We start from the raw sequence: 14,560 nt of genomic DNA on the forward strand, positions 1-14,560 counted from the left end.
GGTTTTGGGCGGCCGTCTCACCCTCAAGCCTTTGGTTCACGATCAGATGCGGCGCCCTGATCGCGGGTATCGCCCTGTCCACGCCTTCGCGTACCACTCGATCTTTTCTTGGGTGACACGGTCAACTGCTGCTCGGAAGCCGCCGCCATGTAAGCCTTGTAGAGCGCCGCACGGACTTCTGGCTTGACCGGGCCTTCCGGTAGTTTGCTGATATGGTGCCACAGGATTTGCGAAAGGCTTTCGAAGGATTGGAACGGTAGCGCCTCGAAGTCCTTGACCATCTCAGCGACCGGGTCGAGAGCTTGCTCTTCCACTTCCAGACTGCGGGCTTCCTGGAACTGCTCGGACAGGGTTCTCGCCAGCTTGTTCGGGTCCGCCGGTCCCTCGATGTGAATCTCTACGTTCGACCCGTCCTTCTTGGTGATCTTCAAGATCACTTTGGACTTACGATGGCGCAACCATGCGATGAGGACGCCTGCCACTGCGGCCGGTCCTCCGACCGCCGTGACGCCGTGGACGATCTCCGCCAGAGACATGCTCTCGAAGACCGGCCCGTCGGCCGAGTCGCCCTGCACCGCCGGAAGGGATGGGTGGCTCGGGTCTTGTTGCACGGCTGACCACGGTCCTCTCGGTCGGTGCCCCAATGCTGGTCCGCGACACTTCTTGATCGTCAGTTGTCACGACCGGCCAGTTGCCTGGTACTACTCGTGCCCGCTCCGTCGACGCGCAGGAGCAGTCACGGACATTATCGGCCGTAACGCCGGTCAGAGCGCGCCTGTCTTCAGACCGGAGAGGACGTACGCCAATCCAGTTCTTACGCCGCCCGGCGGGCACGGCGCTGTGCCCGCGTTCGCCCGGCCCTCGATACCGGCCTGGCTATGGGGAGGGGTCGTGCGCCTAATCGTCAGCCGGCATAGGCGACGTGAATCCGATCACGGATCGTCGGCATGTCCGGGACTATAGCCGCTCGTCACAAACCAGGGAGCAATACACCAGCGACGTGACTTTCCCGGATAAACGTCTGCGCTTCCGGCCGGAAGGAGGACTTCGCGGCTCTGGACCGACGTGGGCCGTAGGCCCCTGAGGAAACGCGGCCAGAGGCCTGGAAAGAACAGCCCGAGCCGGAGGCGAGGACCTTTCGCGGCGGGTCACACCGTTAAGTGGCCCAGATCGGCGGGCCCGCGGATGGTGTTCGCGCTAGGCGCCGTGGGAGCGGCTGACCTCGATCCAGCGGGTGAGGGTTTCGGAGGCGCGGCCGGAGTCGACGGCTTCGGCGGCGCGGGCGTAGGCGGCGGACATGGCGGTGACGAGGGCGTCGCCGGCGCCGTTCTCGTCCAGAGCGGGAGTGCCGGCGGGGAGGGTGAGTGCGTCGACGCTCACCAGGGCGGCTGCCGCGTTCAGGAGGACGGCGTCGCGGACCGGGCCTTTCTTGCCGTCGACCAGGTCGAGGACGGCCTTGGCGTTGAACTCGCGGTCGCCGCCGCGCAGCGCGCCGGGGTCGGAGCGGGGGACGCCGATGTCCAGGGGGTCGAAGATCGTCTGGACCGCCGCGCCGTCACGGACCACCCAGACCGTGGAGGTGCTGGCGGTGGACAGCTCGTCCAGGCCGTCGTCGCCGCGGAACACCAGGGCGGACACGCCACGCTCGGCGAAGACCCCGGCGATGACCGGCAGCATGCGGGCGTCGTAGACGCCGATGGCCTGGGCCTTGGGGCGGGCGGGGTTGGTGAGCGGGCCGAGGAAGTTGAAGAAGGTGGGCACACCCAGCTCGGACCTGGCGGGGCCGGCGTAGCGCAGCGCGGGGTGGTAGACCGGCGCGAAGCAGAACGTGATGCCCGCCTCCGCGGCCACGCGCGCGGTGGCCTCCGGCTTCATCTCCAGGACGATGCCGAGCTGTTCGAGCACGTCGGCGGCGCCGCAGGAGGAGGACGCCGAGCGGTTGCCGTGCTTGACGACCTTGGCGCCCGCCGCGGCCGCGACGATGGCGGCCATGGTGGAGACGTTGACGGTGTGGGCGCGGTCGCCGCCGGTGCCGACGACGTCGACGGTGGGGCCGTCGACCGTGAGGGGGGTCGCGAACGCGAGCATGGTGCGCGCGAGCCCGGTGACCTCGGCGACGGTCTCGCCCTTGGCGCGCAGCGCCGTGGCGAACGCCGCGATCTGCACGGACGTCGCGGACCCGGACATGATCTCGCTCATCGCCCAGGCGGTCTCGTCGGCGGTGAGGTTCTCGCGGGACAGGAGGGCGGTGAGCAGCGCGGGCCACGTGGTGCGCGCGTCCATGGGGGCTCCGGTCGGTGAGAAGGTCGATGGCGGCAGGTACGGGCGGTCGGCGGGCGAGCCGCTTGACGGTCGGCGATCCGGTGGGACGCTCGGCCGTCGCGGAGACGGTCTGACGATCAACGGTCGGCCGTCCGAGAGACGGTCGGCCGTCAGTGGGACGGTTTGGCGGTCGGCCGCCGGTGGGACGGGCGGCGATGGTCAGTGGGAGATGCGGGTCTCCGAGCGGCGGCGCATGAGGCCGGCCACGGCCTCGGCGAGCGCGATGGGGTCGATCGGCTGGGCGACGACGGCGTCGGCGCGGGACCACTCGGCGAGCCATCGGTCGTCCCGGCGGCCGATGACCACGCAGATGGGCGGGCAGTCGTAGACCTCGTCCTTCGCCTGGCGGCAGACGCCCATGCCGCCCGCGGGGACGGCCTCGCCGTCGAGGACGGCGACGTCGATGTCGCCGGAGTCGAGATGCTTGACGACGGCGGGCTGCGTGGCGCACTCGACGATCTCGACCTGGGGCACGTCGGCCGCGGGACGCCTTCCGATCGCCAGCCGGACCTTCTCCCGGGTGCCGGCGTCGTCGCTGTAGACGAGAACCCTCATGCTCACGGTCGCGCTCACTATCGATTGACGAGGTATGGTCACCAAGGATGGTACCGGTCCCCGCCGACCGAAGCCCAGACGAGCCATACTTGGCGTAGAACCCGGCGTATGTCCGGTTTATCCGCGTGATGTGCTCCTTAGCGGGGGGTCGTGCGGCGACCCGACCTGTGGAGCCGCAATAATGCTGCGCGTGGCGACAGCATCCGCAATCACGACGACGACAGCCCCATCGTCCCGCCGGCCGAACCTGGTCAGCGTCGGCACGATCGTCTGGCTGTCCTCTGAGCTCATGTTCTTCGCGGCGCTGTTCGCGATGTACTTCACGATCCGGTCGGTCAGCCTGGGCATGGACAGGCCCTGGCCCACCCTTCCCGAGGGCGTCCACCTCGACGTCCCCTACGCGCTCGTCAACACGATCGTTCTGGTCCTGTCCAGTGTGACGTGCCAGCTCGGCGTGTGGGCCGCCGAAAAGGGGCAGGTCGGCAAGCTCCGGTTCTGGTACATCGTCAGCTTCCTCATGGGCGCGTGGTTCGTCGGAGGCCAGCTGTACGAGTACCGCAACCTCGTGGAAGAGGGCCTGACCCTGTCCTCGAACGCCTATGGCTCGATCTTCTACCTGGCCACAGGCTTCCACGGCCTGCACGTGACCGGTGGCCTGATCGCGTTCCTGTTCATGCTGGGACGCACGTACGCCGCGAAGCGCTTCACACATGAGCAGGCCACCAGCGCGATCGTCGTGTCCTACTACTGGCACTTCGTCGACGTCGTCTGGATCGGCCTCTTCGCGACCATCTACATCATCAAATGATCGGAACGAGGATATCGGTGAACTCGATCACCGCTCGGAGACGGCATCCACTCGCGCGCTATGTCGTCCTCCTTCTGGCCCTGAGCGTCCTCGGAGGGGTGTACGCCCTGCTGGTGCCCGGAGGTGACCGGGCCGACGCGGCGATCGCCTCCGGCAAGGCGGACGACGTGGCCGCGGGCAAGGACCTGTTCGCGGCGCACTGCGCGAGCTGCCACGGCCTGAACGCCGAGGGGTCCTACTCGCCCGGCGGTGCATCGGGCCCGAGCCTCATCGGCGTCGGCGCCGCCGCCGTCGACTTCCAGGTCTCCAGCGGCCGCATGCCGTTCAGCAACCCCGGGCCGCAGGCTCCGCGCAAGCGTCCCCCGGAGTGGGTCAACCCGGACACCGTCCGCCAGCTCGCGGCGTACGTCCAGTCGCTGGGCGGCGGCCCGACCAAGCCGTCGCTGGAGGCCGTCGACCCCGCCAAGGGCGACCCGGCCAAGGGTGGCGAGCTCTTCCGCGCCAACTGCATCCAGTGCCACAACTTCGTGGGCGCCGGCGGCGCGCTGACCTACGGCAAGTACGCCCCCTCGCTGGAGCCGGCCACGCCGACGCAGATCTACGAGGCGATGGCCACGGGCCCGCAGGCGATGCCGGTCTTCAACGACAGCACCATCACCCCCGAGCAGAAGCGCGACATGATCGCCTACATCGTGGGCGTCCGCAACGAGCCCAACCCGGGCGGCAACGGCCTCGGCCGCATCGGCCCGGTCACCGAGGGTCTCGTCGCGTGGATCGGCGGCATCAGCCTGCTGATCCTCGCCGCCATCTGGATCACCGCGAAGAAGCGGCAGGTCAACCATGACTGACAACCCGAACGAGATCGAGCCGGAGGAGCGCCTCCCGAGGCGCGTCATCGGCACCCCCCCACCGCGCGGCGGCGACCTGGTGCTCGGCGAGCCCTCCGGCTCCCGCGCCCGGGCGGGCGGCCACGGTCACGGCGCGGCGACCGCGAGCGAGCCGCCGCACTCGGCCAACGAGCCGGTGGCGGTCGGCGAGGTGAAGTTCCCCGACCCGGCCGCCGCGCGCAAGGGTGAGCGCCGCGCCGCCCTGCTGTTCGTGGTGACCTTCCTCGCCGCGGTCGGGTTCGTGGCGTCCTACGTCATCTTCCAGGTCGGCTCGGTCGAGAAGACCCAGACCTCGAACCTGGCGCTCGGCGGCTTCCTGGCCCTCGCGCTGCTGTCGCTGGCGGCGGGCCTGGTCGTGTGGGCGCGGCAGATCATGCCGAAGTACACCCTGGTCCAGCAGCGCCACCCGATGGCCTCCGGCGCCGATGTGCGGGCGGACGTCGCCCGGACGTTCCTGGAGGGCGCGGAGGAGAGCGGCTTCGTCCGCCACAAGCTGCTGCGCCGCACGCTGCTGCTGGCCGCGGCCCCGCTCGGCCTGCTGCCGCTGGTGATGCTGAAGGACCTCGGCCCTCTGCCCGGCACCTCGCTGCGGCACACGGTGTGGAAGAAGGGCCTGCGCCTGATCGTCGAGGGCACCGGCCAGCCGATCCGCGCCGCCGACTTCAACTCCCCCGGCGGCATCCTGTCGGTGGTGCCCCAGGGGCATGAGGACGACCTGAACGCGCTGGCCAAGGCCACGCTGATCCTGATCAAGTTCAGGCCGGAGGACCTCAAGCCGGGCGTCAATCTCAACTGGACGCACGACAGCATCGTCGCCTACTCCAAGATCTGCACCCACGTGGGCTGCCCCGCGGCGCTCTACGAGCAGACGACGCACCACATCCTCTGCCCGTGCCACCAGTCCACGTTCGACGCGGCCGACGGCGCCAAGGTCATCTTCGGCCCCGCCGCCCGCCCGTTGCCCCAGCTGCCGATCGCCGTCGACAACGAGGGGTACCTCATCGCACAGAGCGACTTCAACGTCCCGGTGGGCCCCAGCTTCTGGGAGCGCGGGGACGCTGAGGCCGAAGTCAGGGGGCAGGCATGAGCCTGGACACCGTCCCGAAGCCCATCGCCGGGCCGTCGTCCTTCCTCGACGACCGCCTCGGCGCCGGGAACTTCCTGCAGCGCAACCTGCGCAAGGTCTTCCCGGACCACTGGTCCTTCCTGCTCGGTGAGATCGCGCTCTACTCGTTCATCATCCTGCTGCTGACCGGTACGTTCCTGACGTTCTGGTTTAAGCCGAGCATGGGCGAGGTCGTCTACCAGGGCTCGTACGCCCAGTTGTACGGCGTCCACATGTCGGAGGCGTACGCCTCGGCGCTGCACATCAGCTTCGACGTCCGCGGCGGCCTGCTGATCCGTCAGATCCACCACTGGGCGGCGCTGCTGTTCGTGGCGGGCATGATGGTGCACATGCTCCGGGTGTTCTTCACCGGGGCCTACCGCAAGCCGCGCGAGCTCAACTGGATCATCGGCGTCCTGCTGCTGACCCTGGCGCTCGCCGAGGGCCTCACCGGCTACTCCCTGCCGGACGACCTGCTCTCCGGCGCCGGCCTGCGGATCACCGAGGGTGTCGCGATCTCGATCCCCCTGGTGGGCACCTACATCACGTTCTTCCTCTTCGGCGGCGAGTACCCCGGCGAGGACGTGATCTCACGGTTCTACAGCCTGCACATCCTGCTGATCCCGGGCATCCTGCTGGCGCTGATCTCCGCGCACATGATCCTCATGTGGGTGCAGAAGCACACGCAGATGCCGGGCAAGGGCCGCACCGAGACCAACGTGGTGGGCGCGCCGTTCTACCCGACCTTCATGATCAAGTCGGGCGCGTACTTCCTGTTCACGTTCGGCGCGCTGGCGCTGCTCGGCACGTTCGCCCAGATCAACCCGATCTGGCTGTTCGGTCCGTACACGCCGGCCGACATCTCGGCGGGCTCGCAGCCCGACTTCTACATGGGCTTCCTCGAAGGCGCGCTGCGCCTGATGCCCGCGTGGGAGATCAACTTCCTCGATCACACGCTGCCGCTGAGCGTGCTGATCCCGGCGCTGGTGCCCATGGGCATCGTCATGACCGGCCTGGCGCTGTATCCGTTCGCGGAGCGCTGGATCACCGGGGACAACCGCGAGCACCACCTGACCGACCGTCCCCGCAACAACCCGCACCGCACCTCGATCGGCATCTCGGCGATCACGTTCTACGGCATCCTGTGGCTGCTGGGCGCCAACGACGAGATCTCCTCGACGTTCCACATCCCGCTGTACACCACGACCGAGATCGGCCGCGTGGCCATCTTCGTCGGGCCGGCCATCGCGTACTTCATCACGTACCGCTTCTGCATCGGCCTGCAGCGCAGGGACCAGGAGACGCTGCTGCACGGCGTGGAGTCCGGCGTCATCAAGCGCCTGCCCCACGGCGAGTACATCGAGGTCCACGTGCCCCCGGCCGAGGACCTGGCGGCCCTCATGCAGGGCAAGAAGCGCATCCCGGCCATCGAGGCCGAGCCGGACGGCGCGGGCGTGCCCCCCAAGGGCATGCGCAACCCGCTCGGCAGGCTCAGGGCCAAGCTCAGCCGGGCCTACTCCGAGGACAGCGAGGCCATCTCGCTGGAGACCGACGGCCACCACCACGTGGAGGGCCACGGCCACGCCACCGTCGGGGCCGGCGCGGACGAGACCAAGTCCATCGGCCACTGAGCGAGCCCCCTCCGGGGTTCCACGGGCGACAAGGGGCCCGGGCGCGCACGTCGCGCCCGGGCCCTTTCGCGTCCGGCGGGGACCGCGTCAGAAAGAGACCGCCGCAGAGGGAGGCCGCGTCAGGAGGTGACCTTCTTCTTGCTCTCGCTGACGGGCACGCCCGCGCCCTCGTGCCCGCCGGCCGTGAGGGCCTCGGTGGTGAAGCCCGAGCGCAGGCCGCTCCAGCGCAGCCACTGCGGCCAGGTCTCCTGCCAGTGGCCCCACCCGTTCGCCGGGTCGAGGGGGCGCGGCGATCCGCTCACGATGATCGGGTCGCCGATGAGCGTGGTCTCCTTGAACCACTTGGCGTTGGACGGGCTGATGTTGATGCAGCCGTGGCTGACGTTGGAGTTGCCCTGCGAGCCCACCGACCAGGGCGCGCCGTGGACGTACTCGCCGGTGTCGGAGATCCGCACGGTGTCGTACACGGTCATGCTGTAGTACCCGGGGCTGCCGGGCCCGGCGTCGGGCGAGGTCATCGTGGTGACGTCCTCGCGGGACATGGCCAGGTGGATGCCGTTGGTCGTGTAGTACTTCATGTCGCCGCCCCGGCCGGCGCTGAGCGGGACCGTCCTGATGACCTGCCCGTCGCGCCTGACGGTCATCTGGTGGCTGGAGGTGTCGGCGTGGCTGATCTGGGCGCGGCCGATCTCGAACTCGCGCACGTAGTCCTGCCCGCCGTACATGCCCGGGCCGCCCCGCACGCCGGCGAGCCGGGCGATCACCTTGACCTTGGTGTGCGCGGGCCACCACTGCCGGGGCCGGAAGGACACCGTCTTCTCGTCGAACCAGTGCCAGGCCCCCTCGATGGGCCGGGACGCCTGCACCATGAGGTTGCGCTCGACCGACACCCGGTCGGCGATGGGCTGGTCGAAGGTCAGGATGATCGGCATGCCGACGCCGACGGTGAGGCCGGTGGCCTCCTTGTTGGGGAGCATCTTGTCGACCGCGTAGATCTTGGACGCCTGGATGGTGGTGAACTCGCTGGTCACCCGCTTGGTGTCGCCGCCGCGGCCCACCGCCTCCGCGGTGACGCGGTAGGTCTCGCCCGGCGCCATGGGGCGCTTGCTGCGCCACTGGGTGCGGTCCGCGCTGAGCACGCCCTCGACCTGCGTGTGCCTGGAGACGGCCTGCACGCTGACGCTCCTGAGAGCGCCGTTGACGGCCCCGACCGTGACGGGCAGCTCCGGGGCCACCTGGGCCGCCCTGTCGGCCGGAGAGACGCTCACGGCCACGTCCCCGCGGTTCTCCGCGGCCTGGTCCTTGCTCGTACCGGAACTTCCGCAACCACTCGCCAGCGTCAGGGCCAGAGCTCCCGCGCCCAGGGCGACCACCCGGATCTCGACGTGTCTCACGTGACGTCTCCCCCGCCTCCGATGGATCACTCCTTGTCGGTTATTACCCGGTTACTGTGTGTCGCGTACCCGGAGCGAGGGAGAAAGCCCGACACGACGCGCCAAAAAAGAATCGCGGGCGGCAGGCGGTCCCTTGGAGGAACCGGCCGCCGCCCGCGATCACGGGCCGGGCGCCGGGGCAGGCGCGTAGATCCGCGGGTGATCAGTGCGTGAAGTGGCCCCGGTAGTACTGGAAGACGAAGCCGATGGCGGCCATGATCACCGCGAAGGCGCCGATCAGGAACATCCACCAGCCGATGACGAATCCGACGGTCATCAGGGCGGCGGCCAGGCAGACGAACAGCGGCCACCAGCTCGACGGGCTGAAGAAGCCGAGCTCGCCCGCGCCGTCGCTGATCTCGGCGTCCTTCCTGTCCTCGGGCTGGTCGCCGATGCGGCGGGCCGTGAAGAGCAGGTAGTAGCCGATCATGAGCGCCAGGCCGACGGAGATCGCCAGCGCGGTCGTGCCGGTCGGCTCCTTGGACCAGAACCAGTAGACCAGGTCCACCGCGGCGAAGAAGATGCCGCAGAGGAGGAACATCCAGCCCTGGACCTTCATCGGGCCTCCTCCACTTCCTTGACCGGGACGAGCGTGTGCGGGTTGTGCAGGTCGAAGGCCGGGCGCTCGGAGCGGATGCGCGGCAGCTTCGTGAAGTTGTGCCGGGGCGGCGGGCAGGAAGTGGCCCACTCCAGCGAGTTGCCGAAGCCCCACGGGTCGTCCACGACGACCTTGGGGGCCGTCCTGGCGGTGCGCCACACGTTGTAGAGGAACGGCAGCGTCGAGGCGCCGAGGATGAACGCGCCCACCGAGGAGACGACGTTCAGGTCGGTGAAGCCGTCCGCGGCCGAGTAGTCGGCGTAGCGGCGCGGGAAGCCCTCGACGCCCAGCCAGTGCTGCACCAGGAAGGTGGTGTGGAAGCCGATGAACAGCGTCCAGAAGTGGAACTTGCCGAGCGCGTCGTTCAGCATCTTGCCGGTGAACTTGGGCCACCAGAAGTAGAAGCCGGCGAACATCGCGAACACCACGGTGCCGAAGACGACGTAGTGGAAGTGCGCGACCACGAAGTAGGAGTCGCTGGCCTGGAAGTCCAGCGGCGGCGACGCCAGGATGATGCCGGTCAGGCCGCCGAACAGGAACGTGACCAGGAAGCCGACCGCGAACAGCATCGGCGACTGGAACGAGATGTGGCCGCGCCACATCGTGCCGATCCAGTTGAAGAACTTCACACCGGTCGGGACGGCGATGAGGAAGGTCATGAACGAGAAGAACGGCAGCAGGACCTGGCCGGTCACGAACATGTGGTGGGCCCACACCGCCGCGGACAGGCCCGCGATGGCGATGGTGGCGCCGATGAGGCTCATGTAGCCGAAGACCGGCTTGCGGCTGAACACCGGAAGGATCTCGGTGATGATGCCGAAGAACGGCAGCGCGATGATGTACACCTCGGGGTGCCCGAAGAACCAGAACAGGTGCTGCCAGAGCATCGCACCGCCGGTCGTCGAGTCGAAGATGTGCGCCCCGAGCTTGCGGTCGGCCTCCAGGGCCAGCAGCGCGGCGGCCAGCACCGGGAAGGCCAGCAGCACCAGGATGCTGGTGAGCAGGATGTTCCAGGTGAAGATCGGCATGCGGAACATGGTCATGCCGGGCGCCCGCATGCAGACGATCGTGGTGATGAAGTTCACCGCGCCGAGGATGGTGCCGATGCCGGACATCGACAGACCCATGATCCACAGGTCGCCGCCCAGGCCCGGCGAGCTGACCGCGTCCGAGAGCGGGGTGTAGGCCGTCCAGCCGAAGGAGGCGGCGCCGTCGGGGGTGAAGAAGCCCGAGACGGCGATCGTGCTGCCGAAGAGGTAGAGCCAGTAGCTCACCATGTTGAGGCGCGGGAACGCCACGTCCGGGGCGCCGATCTGCAGCGGCATCAGCTCGTTGGCGAAGCCCGCGAACAGCGGCGTCGCGAACATGAGCAGCATGATCGTGCCGTGCATGGTGAACAGCTGGTTGAACTGCTCGTTGCTCACGAACTCCAGGCCCGGCTGTGCCAGCTCGGCCCGCATGATCAGCGCCATGACGCCGCCGATCAGGAAGAACACGAAGGAGGTGATCAGGTACATGTGCCCGATCACCTTGTGGTCGGTGGAGGACATCCACCGGACGATGACGTTCCCCTTGCGGGCGCGCCGGGCCGGGATGCCCCGGTTGATCAGTTCGCTTGCGGCGGTCACTTGGCACTCCCCGCCTGGTTGATGTACGAGTCGTATTCGGCCTGCGGCACGATCTTCACCGTGAAGAGCATGCGGCTGTGGTCGACGCCGCACAGCTCGGCGCAGCGGCCGGCGAAGGTGCCGGTCTTGCTGGTCTGGATCTCGAAGACGTTCTTGACGCCCGGGATCACGTCACGCTTGAACAGGAACGAGGGCACCCAGAACGAGTGGATCACGTCCGGCGAGGACAGGTCGAACTGGACCTTCTTGCCGACGGGCAGCACCAGCTCTGGCCGCTTGGCGGGGGTGCCGACGACCTGGGCCGTCTTGCCGCCGTACTCGCTGGTGAAGCGCCAGCTCCACTGGAAGCCCTCGACGTGCACCTTGACGTCGGGGTTCTTCGACACCGCGACGATGGTGTTCTCGTCCCGCGCGGTGAAGTAGAAGAACACCGCCACCATGATGATCGGCACCGTGGTGTAGAGGATCTCGATCGGCAGGTTGTAGCGCACCTGGGGCGGCAGGGCGTCGGGCGAGTTCTTGCGCTTGCGATGGAACGCGCACGCCCAGAGGATCAGGCCCCAGACGACGACACCCACGGCGAGGGAGGCGATCCAGGCACCGTTCCAGAGACTCTGGATGATGCCTGCCTCCTTGGTGGCACCTTCGGGCATGCCGGCACGATTCCACGTACCGGGGCCTCCACACGCCGTCAGGGACACCAGCAGCACCGCCAGCGCGGCGGCGCGCGGCACCCTGCGGGCCAACGGGCGCCGTGTCGAACGGCGGGTCGGACTCACGGGTCGCCTACTCCACAGTTGAAAGCCCAAGAGTCTGCCTCCTGGGCGGTCGTTTTCAGATTCGCGATCTCGGAAGGGGACCGCGCTCCAAGTTGTCTCACGTCACGCTGGGGGACACATTAGCGCGCACCGGGGCCGCCCTCCTTCTCAGCCCCCGGTAACGGAGTCGCCACGTCTTCACCAGCGCCTCCCCCAGGGCCCCGGCGGGCCCGGCCGCGCCCTGGGCGAGGGCCGCCGTCCGCCGGGTGGGACCATGAACGCGTGGCGTACTTCGACGCGGCCTCCAGCGAACCCCTCCACCCCGCCGCGCGCGAGGCGCTGGTCTCGGCGCTGGACGCGGCGGCCGCCGACCCGGCCCGCCTGTACGGCGAGGCGCGCCGTTCCCGGCTGCTGCTGGAGCGGGCGCGCGCCGAGGCGGCCGAGCTCATCGGCGCCCGGCCCGACGAGGTGTCCTTCACCACCTCGGGCACGCAGGCCGTCCACCTCGGGGTGCTCGGCACGCTGCTCGGACGGCGCCGCGCCGGGCGGCGCATGGTGGCGGGCGCGGTGGAGCACTCCAGCGTGCTGCAGGCGGGGGCGGCCCACGAAGGCGACGGCGGCGAGCTGGAGATCGTCGGCGTGGACATCGCGGGCCGGGTGGATCCCGCCGGGTTCGCGGCGGCGGTGGCCCGCGAGGGCACGGCGCTGGCGTGCCTGCAGACGGCCAACCACGAGGTGGGCACGCTGCAACCGGTCGCGGAGGCCGCCGAGGCGTGCCGGGCGGCGGGGGTGCCGCTGCTGGTGGACGCCGCCCAGACCCTGGGACGGCTGCCCGTGCCGCCCGGGTGGTCGGTGCTGACCGGGAGCGCGCACAAATGGGGCGGCCCGGCGGGGGTGGGGGTGCTGGCGGTGCGCAAGGGCACCCGCTGGCGCTCGCCCCTGCCGGAGGACGAGCGGGAGCGGCGCAGGGTGCCGGGCTTCGAGAACGTCCCGGCCGTGGTCGCGGCGGTGGCGGCGCTGCGGGCGCGCGCGGCCGAGGCCGAGGCGGAGAACGCCCGGCTGTCGGCGCTGGTGGACCGCATCCGCGCCAGCGTGCCGCGCCTCGTGCCGGATGTGGAGGTGGTCGGCGACCCGGTGGCGAGAGCGCCGCACATTGTCACGTTCTCATGTCTTTACGTGGCAGGTGAGGTGATACTGACCGAGTTGGATAGAGCTGGGTTCTCCGTCTCGTCGGGCAGTTCGTGCACGGCGAGTACGCTACGTCCATCGCATGTATTGGAGGCCATGGGAGTGCTCACGCACGGGAACGTCAGGGTGTCCCTGCCCCGGGGCGCGTCCGAGGCGGACGTGGACCGGTTCCTGGCCGTCCTGCCGGAGATCGTGCGGCGCGTCCGCGCCGCCGTCGGGGTGGAGTCGCCGTGAGAAGGCGGGACTCCGAAACCCCTGTCAACGCCGCCGAGGGCGCGCCGGAGCGCGCGGAGGCGCCGCCGCCGGTCGCGCTGACGATCGACGCGCTCGGGCGCAAGTGCCCGATCCCGATCATCATGCTGGCCCAGCAGATCAACGACGTGCCGATGAACGCGACGGTGGCCGTCCTCGCCGACGACCCCGCGGCGTTCACCGACGTCCCCGCCTGGTGCCGGCTGAAGTCCCACCACCATGTGGGGAGCTACGAGCTCCCCCAGGGCGGCTGGGCGATCCACGTCCGGCGCAACTACTGACCCACGGCGGGGCCGGCCGCGCCGGGCGCGGAACCGTCAGGCGTTGAAGCAGTCGAGGTGCGGCGTGATCTCGCCGGCGGCCTCGGCGCCGTAGGCGGCGGTGAAGCGGTCCAGGAAGCCCTGCCGGCCGAGCTGGTACTCCTGGCCGCCGACCTCTTCGAGGACGTGGGTGGCGAGCAGGTTGCCGACCTGGCCGCTGCGCTCGGGCGAGACGCCCCAGGCGAGCCCGGACAGGAAGCCCGCGCGGAAGGCGTCGCCCACGCCCGTCGGGTCGACCTTGCCGCGCTCGGCGGCCGGGGGGACGTGGACGGAGGGCTCGCCCTCGCGGTCGATGCGGGCGCCCTTGGGCCCGAGGGTGGTGACGCGCACGCCGACGTGGCCGAGCACCTCTTCGTCCGACCAGCCGGTCTTCTGCTCGACGAGGGCCTTCTCGTAGTCGTTGGTGAACAGGTAGGCGGCGCCCTCGATCAGGCTCTTGATCTCTTCGCCGCCCATGCGGGCGAGCTGCTGGGAGGGGTCGGCCGCGAAGGGGATGCCACGCTCGCGGCACTCCTCGGTGTGGCGGAACATCGCGTCGGGGTCGTTGGGGCTGATCAGCACGAGGTCGAGGCCGCCGAGGCGGTCGGCGACGGGCTTCAGCTCGATCTCGCGGGCCTCGGCCATCGCGCCGGTGTAGAAGGACGCGATCTGGTTGTGGTGCTCGTCGGTGGTGCACAGGAAGCGGGCGGTGTGGCGCAGCTCGGAGACGTGCACCGAGTCGCAGTCGACGCCGTGGCGCTCCAGCCAGGAGCGGTAGTCCGCGAAGTCGTTCCCGACCGCGCCCACGAGGGTCGGCTTGAGGCCCAGGCAGCCCATGCCGAAGGCGATGTTGGCCGCGACGCCGCCGCGGCGGATCTGGAGATCGTCCACGAGGAACGACAGCGAGACGCGGTCGAGCTGCTCGGCGATGAGCTGTTCCCCGAAGCTCCCCGGGAACGTCATCAGGTGATCGGTCGCGATGGATCCGGTGACGGCGATGCGCACGGGTCGCTCTCCTCATGGTCGGCATGGTCTGCCACGGCCTGGGAACGGCCCTGGTCGGCGTCGTCAGCGTGTTGAGCCCGCCAAGAATATG

Annotated in this window: 14 protein-coding genes; 6 read left to right on the forward strand and 8 right to left on the reverse strand. The window is 69.4% G+C overall.

All coding sequences use genetic code 11. The features are described 5' to 3' along the window. Positions 1 to 23 precede the first annotated feature (23 nt). The 3 genes from BJ982_RS32125 to BJ982_RS32135 all read right to left on the reverse strand — a co-directional run bounded on the left by BJ982_RS32125 (position 24) and on the right by BJ982_RS32135 (position 2,877). Positions 24 to 575 (reverse strand): effector-associated constant component EACC1, encoded by a 552-nt coding sequence (locus BJ982_RS32125; RefSeq protein ID WP_184886281.1) that lies wholly within the window; start codon positions 573 to 575, stop codon positions 24 to 26. A 622-nt stretch (positions 576 to 1,197) separates the two neighbouring features. Next, complete coding sequence (gene trpD, locus BJ982_RS32130) at positions 1,198 to 2,283, reverse strand: anthranilate phosphoribosyltransferase (protein ID WP_184886283.1); 1,086 nt, start codon at positions 2,281 to 2,283, stop codon at positions 1,198 to 1,200. Positions 2,284 to 2,481: 198 nt separating this feature from the next. Continuing rightward, the gene (locus BJ982_RS32135; protein WP_184889639.1) at positions 2,482 to 2,877 is read right to left on the reverse strand and encodes a response regulator transcription factor; all 396 of its coding nucleotides are present in this window, start codon (positions 2,875 to 2,877) and stop codon (positions 2,482 to 2,484) included. Between the two features lie 181 nt (positions 2,878 to 3,058). Between BJ982_RS32135 and ctaE the strand changes: the two genes are divergently transcribed. Genes ctaE through qcrB form a run of 4 tightly spaced genes read left to right on the forward strand, consistent with a single transcriptional unit; the run spans position 3,059 to position 7,308 of the window. Then, positions 3,059 to 3,685, forward strand: a complete 627-nt coding sequence (gene ctaE / locus BJ982_RS32140) for an aa3-type cytochrome oxidase subunit III (RefSeq protein ID WP_184886285.1) — start codon at positions 3,059 to 3,061, stop codon at positions 3,683 to 3,685. Positions 3,686 to 3,702: 17 nt separating this feature from the next. Beyond that, the gene (qcrC, locus tag BJ982_RS32145; protein WP_184886287.1) at positions 3,703 to 4,533 is read left to right on the forward strand and encodes a cytochrome bc1 complex diheme cytochrome c subunit; all 831 of its coding nucleotides are present in this window, start codon (positions 3,703 to 3,705) and stop codon (positions 4,531 to 4,533) included. Next, positions 4,526 to 5,659, forward strand: a complete 1,134-nt coding sequence (qcrA, locus tag BJ982_RS32150; RefSeq protein ID WP_184886289.1) for a cytochrome bc1 complex Rieske iron-sulfur subunit — start codon at positions 4,526 to 4,528, stop codon at positions 5,657 to 5,659. The genes qcrC and qcrA overlap by 8 nt, the downstream gene beginning before the upstream one ends. Beyond that, positions 5,656 to 7,308, forward strand: coding sequence for a cytochrome bc1 complex cytochrome b subunit (gene qcrB / locus BJ982_RS32155; RefSeq protein ID WP_184886291.1), 1,653 nt, complete (start codon positions 5,656 to 5,658; stop codon positions 7,306 to 7,308). The genes qcrA and qcrB overlap by 4 nt, the downstream gene beginning before the upstream one ends. A 119-nt stretch (positions 7,309 to 7,427) precedes the next feature. Here qcrB and BJ982_RS32160 read toward each other — a convergent pair whose 3' ends face one another. The 4 genes from BJ982_RS32160 to ctaC all read right to left on the reverse strand — a co-directional run bounded on the left by BJ982_RS32160 (position 7,428) and on the right by ctaC (position 11,746). Then, positions 7,428 to 8,702 carry a L,D-transpeptidase gene (locus BJ982_RS32160; RefSeq protein WP_239122842.1) on the reverse strand — a complete coding sequence of 425 codons (1,275 nt, stop codon included), beginning with the start codon at positions 8,700 to 8,702 and terminating at the stop codon, positions 7,428 to 7,430. A gap of 202 nt (positions 8,703 to 8,904) precedes the next feature. After that, positions 8,905 to 9,300, reverse strand: a complete 396-nt coding sequence (locus BJ982_RS32165; RefSeq protein WP_184886293.1) for a cytochrome c oxidase subunit 4 — start codon at positions 9,298 to 9,300, stop codon at positions 8,905 to 8,907. Continuing rightward, positions 9,297 to 10,949, reverse strand: coding sequence for an aa3-type cytochrome oxidase subunit I (gene ctaD / locus BJ982_RS32170; protein ID WP_260414669.1), 1,653 nt, complete (start codon positions 10,947 to 10,949; stop codon positions 9,297 to 9,299). Before ctaD ends, BJ982_RS32165 begins: the two co-directional genes overlap by 4 nt. Before the next feature lie 14 nt (positions 10,950 to 10,963). Continuing rightward, a complete protein-coding gene (gene ctaC / locus BJ982_RS32175) occupies positions 10,964 to 11,746 on the reverse strand; it encodes an aa3-type cytochrome oxidase subunit II (RefSeq protein ID WP_184886295.1) in 783 nt (260 codons plus the stop codon). 261 nt (positions 11,747 to 12,007) lie between these two features. Here ctaC and BJ982_RS32180 point away from each other — a divergent pair, with 261 nt between their 5' ends. Together BJ982_RS32180 and BJ982_RS32185 are read left to right on the forward strand one after the other, a co-directional pair. Next, the gene (locus tag BJ982_RS32180) at positions 12,008 to 13,147 is read left to right on the forward strand and encodes a cysteine desulfurase family protein (RefSeq protein ID WP_184886297.1); all 1,140 of its coding nucleotides are present in this window, start codon (positions 12,008 to 12,010) and stop codon (positions 13,145 to 13,147) included. Continuing rightward, positions 13,144 to 13,446: a sulfurtransferase TusA family protein gene (locus BJ982_RS32185; protein WP_239122844.1), complete on the forward strand. Its 303-nt coding sequence runs from the start codon at positions 13,144 to 13,146 to the stop codon at positions 13,444 to 13,446. Before BJ982_RS32180 ends, BJ982_RS32185 begins: the two co-directional genes overlap by 4 nt. 36 nt (positions 13,447 to 13,482) lie before the next feature. On the opposite strand, the gene BJ982_RS32190 is transcribed toward BJ982_RS32185, so the two are convergent. Then, positions 13,483 to 14,469, reverse strand: coding sequence for a carbohydrate kinase family protein (locus BJ982_RS32190; RefSeq protein ID WP_184886299.1), 987 nt, complete (start codon positions 14,467 to 14,469; stop codon positions 13,483 to 13,485). Between the last annotated feature and the right edge of the window lie 91 nt (positions 14,470 to 14,560).

This window comes from Sphaerisporangium siamense (assembly GCF_014205275.1).
Taxonomy (GTDB): Bacteria; Actinomycetota; Actinomycetes; order Streptosporangiales; family Streptosporangiaceae; genus Sphaerisporangium; species Sphaerisporangium siamense.

What these genes read in the sequence shown, in the direction of transcription:
- trpD (WP_184886283.1), bottom strand. Translation starts at nt 2,283, where the DNA reads ATGGACGCGCGCACCACGTGGCCCGCGCTGCTCACCGCCCTCCTGTCC.
- BJ982_RS32135 (WP_184889639.1), bottom strand. Translation starts at nt 2,877, where the DNA reads ATGAGGGTTCTCGTCTACAGCGACGACGCCGGCACCCGGGAGAAGGTC.
- ctaE (WP_184886285.1), top strand. Translation starts at nt 3,059, where the DNA reads ATGCTGCGCGTGGCGACAGCATCCGCAATCACGACGACGACAGCCCCA.
- qcrA (WP_184886289.1), top strand. Translation starts at nt 4,526, where the DNA reads ATGACTGACAACCCGAACGAGATCGAGCCGGAGGAGCGCCTCCCGAGG.
- qcrB (WP_184886291.1), top strand. Translation starts at nt 5,656, where the DNA reads ATGAGCCTGGACACCGTCCCGAAGCCCATCGCCGGGCCGTCGTCCTTC.
- BJ982_RS32165 (WP_184886293.1), bottom strand. Translation starts at nt 9,300, where the DNA reads ATGAAGGTCCAGGGCTGGATGTTCCTCCTCTGCGGCATCTTCTTCGCC.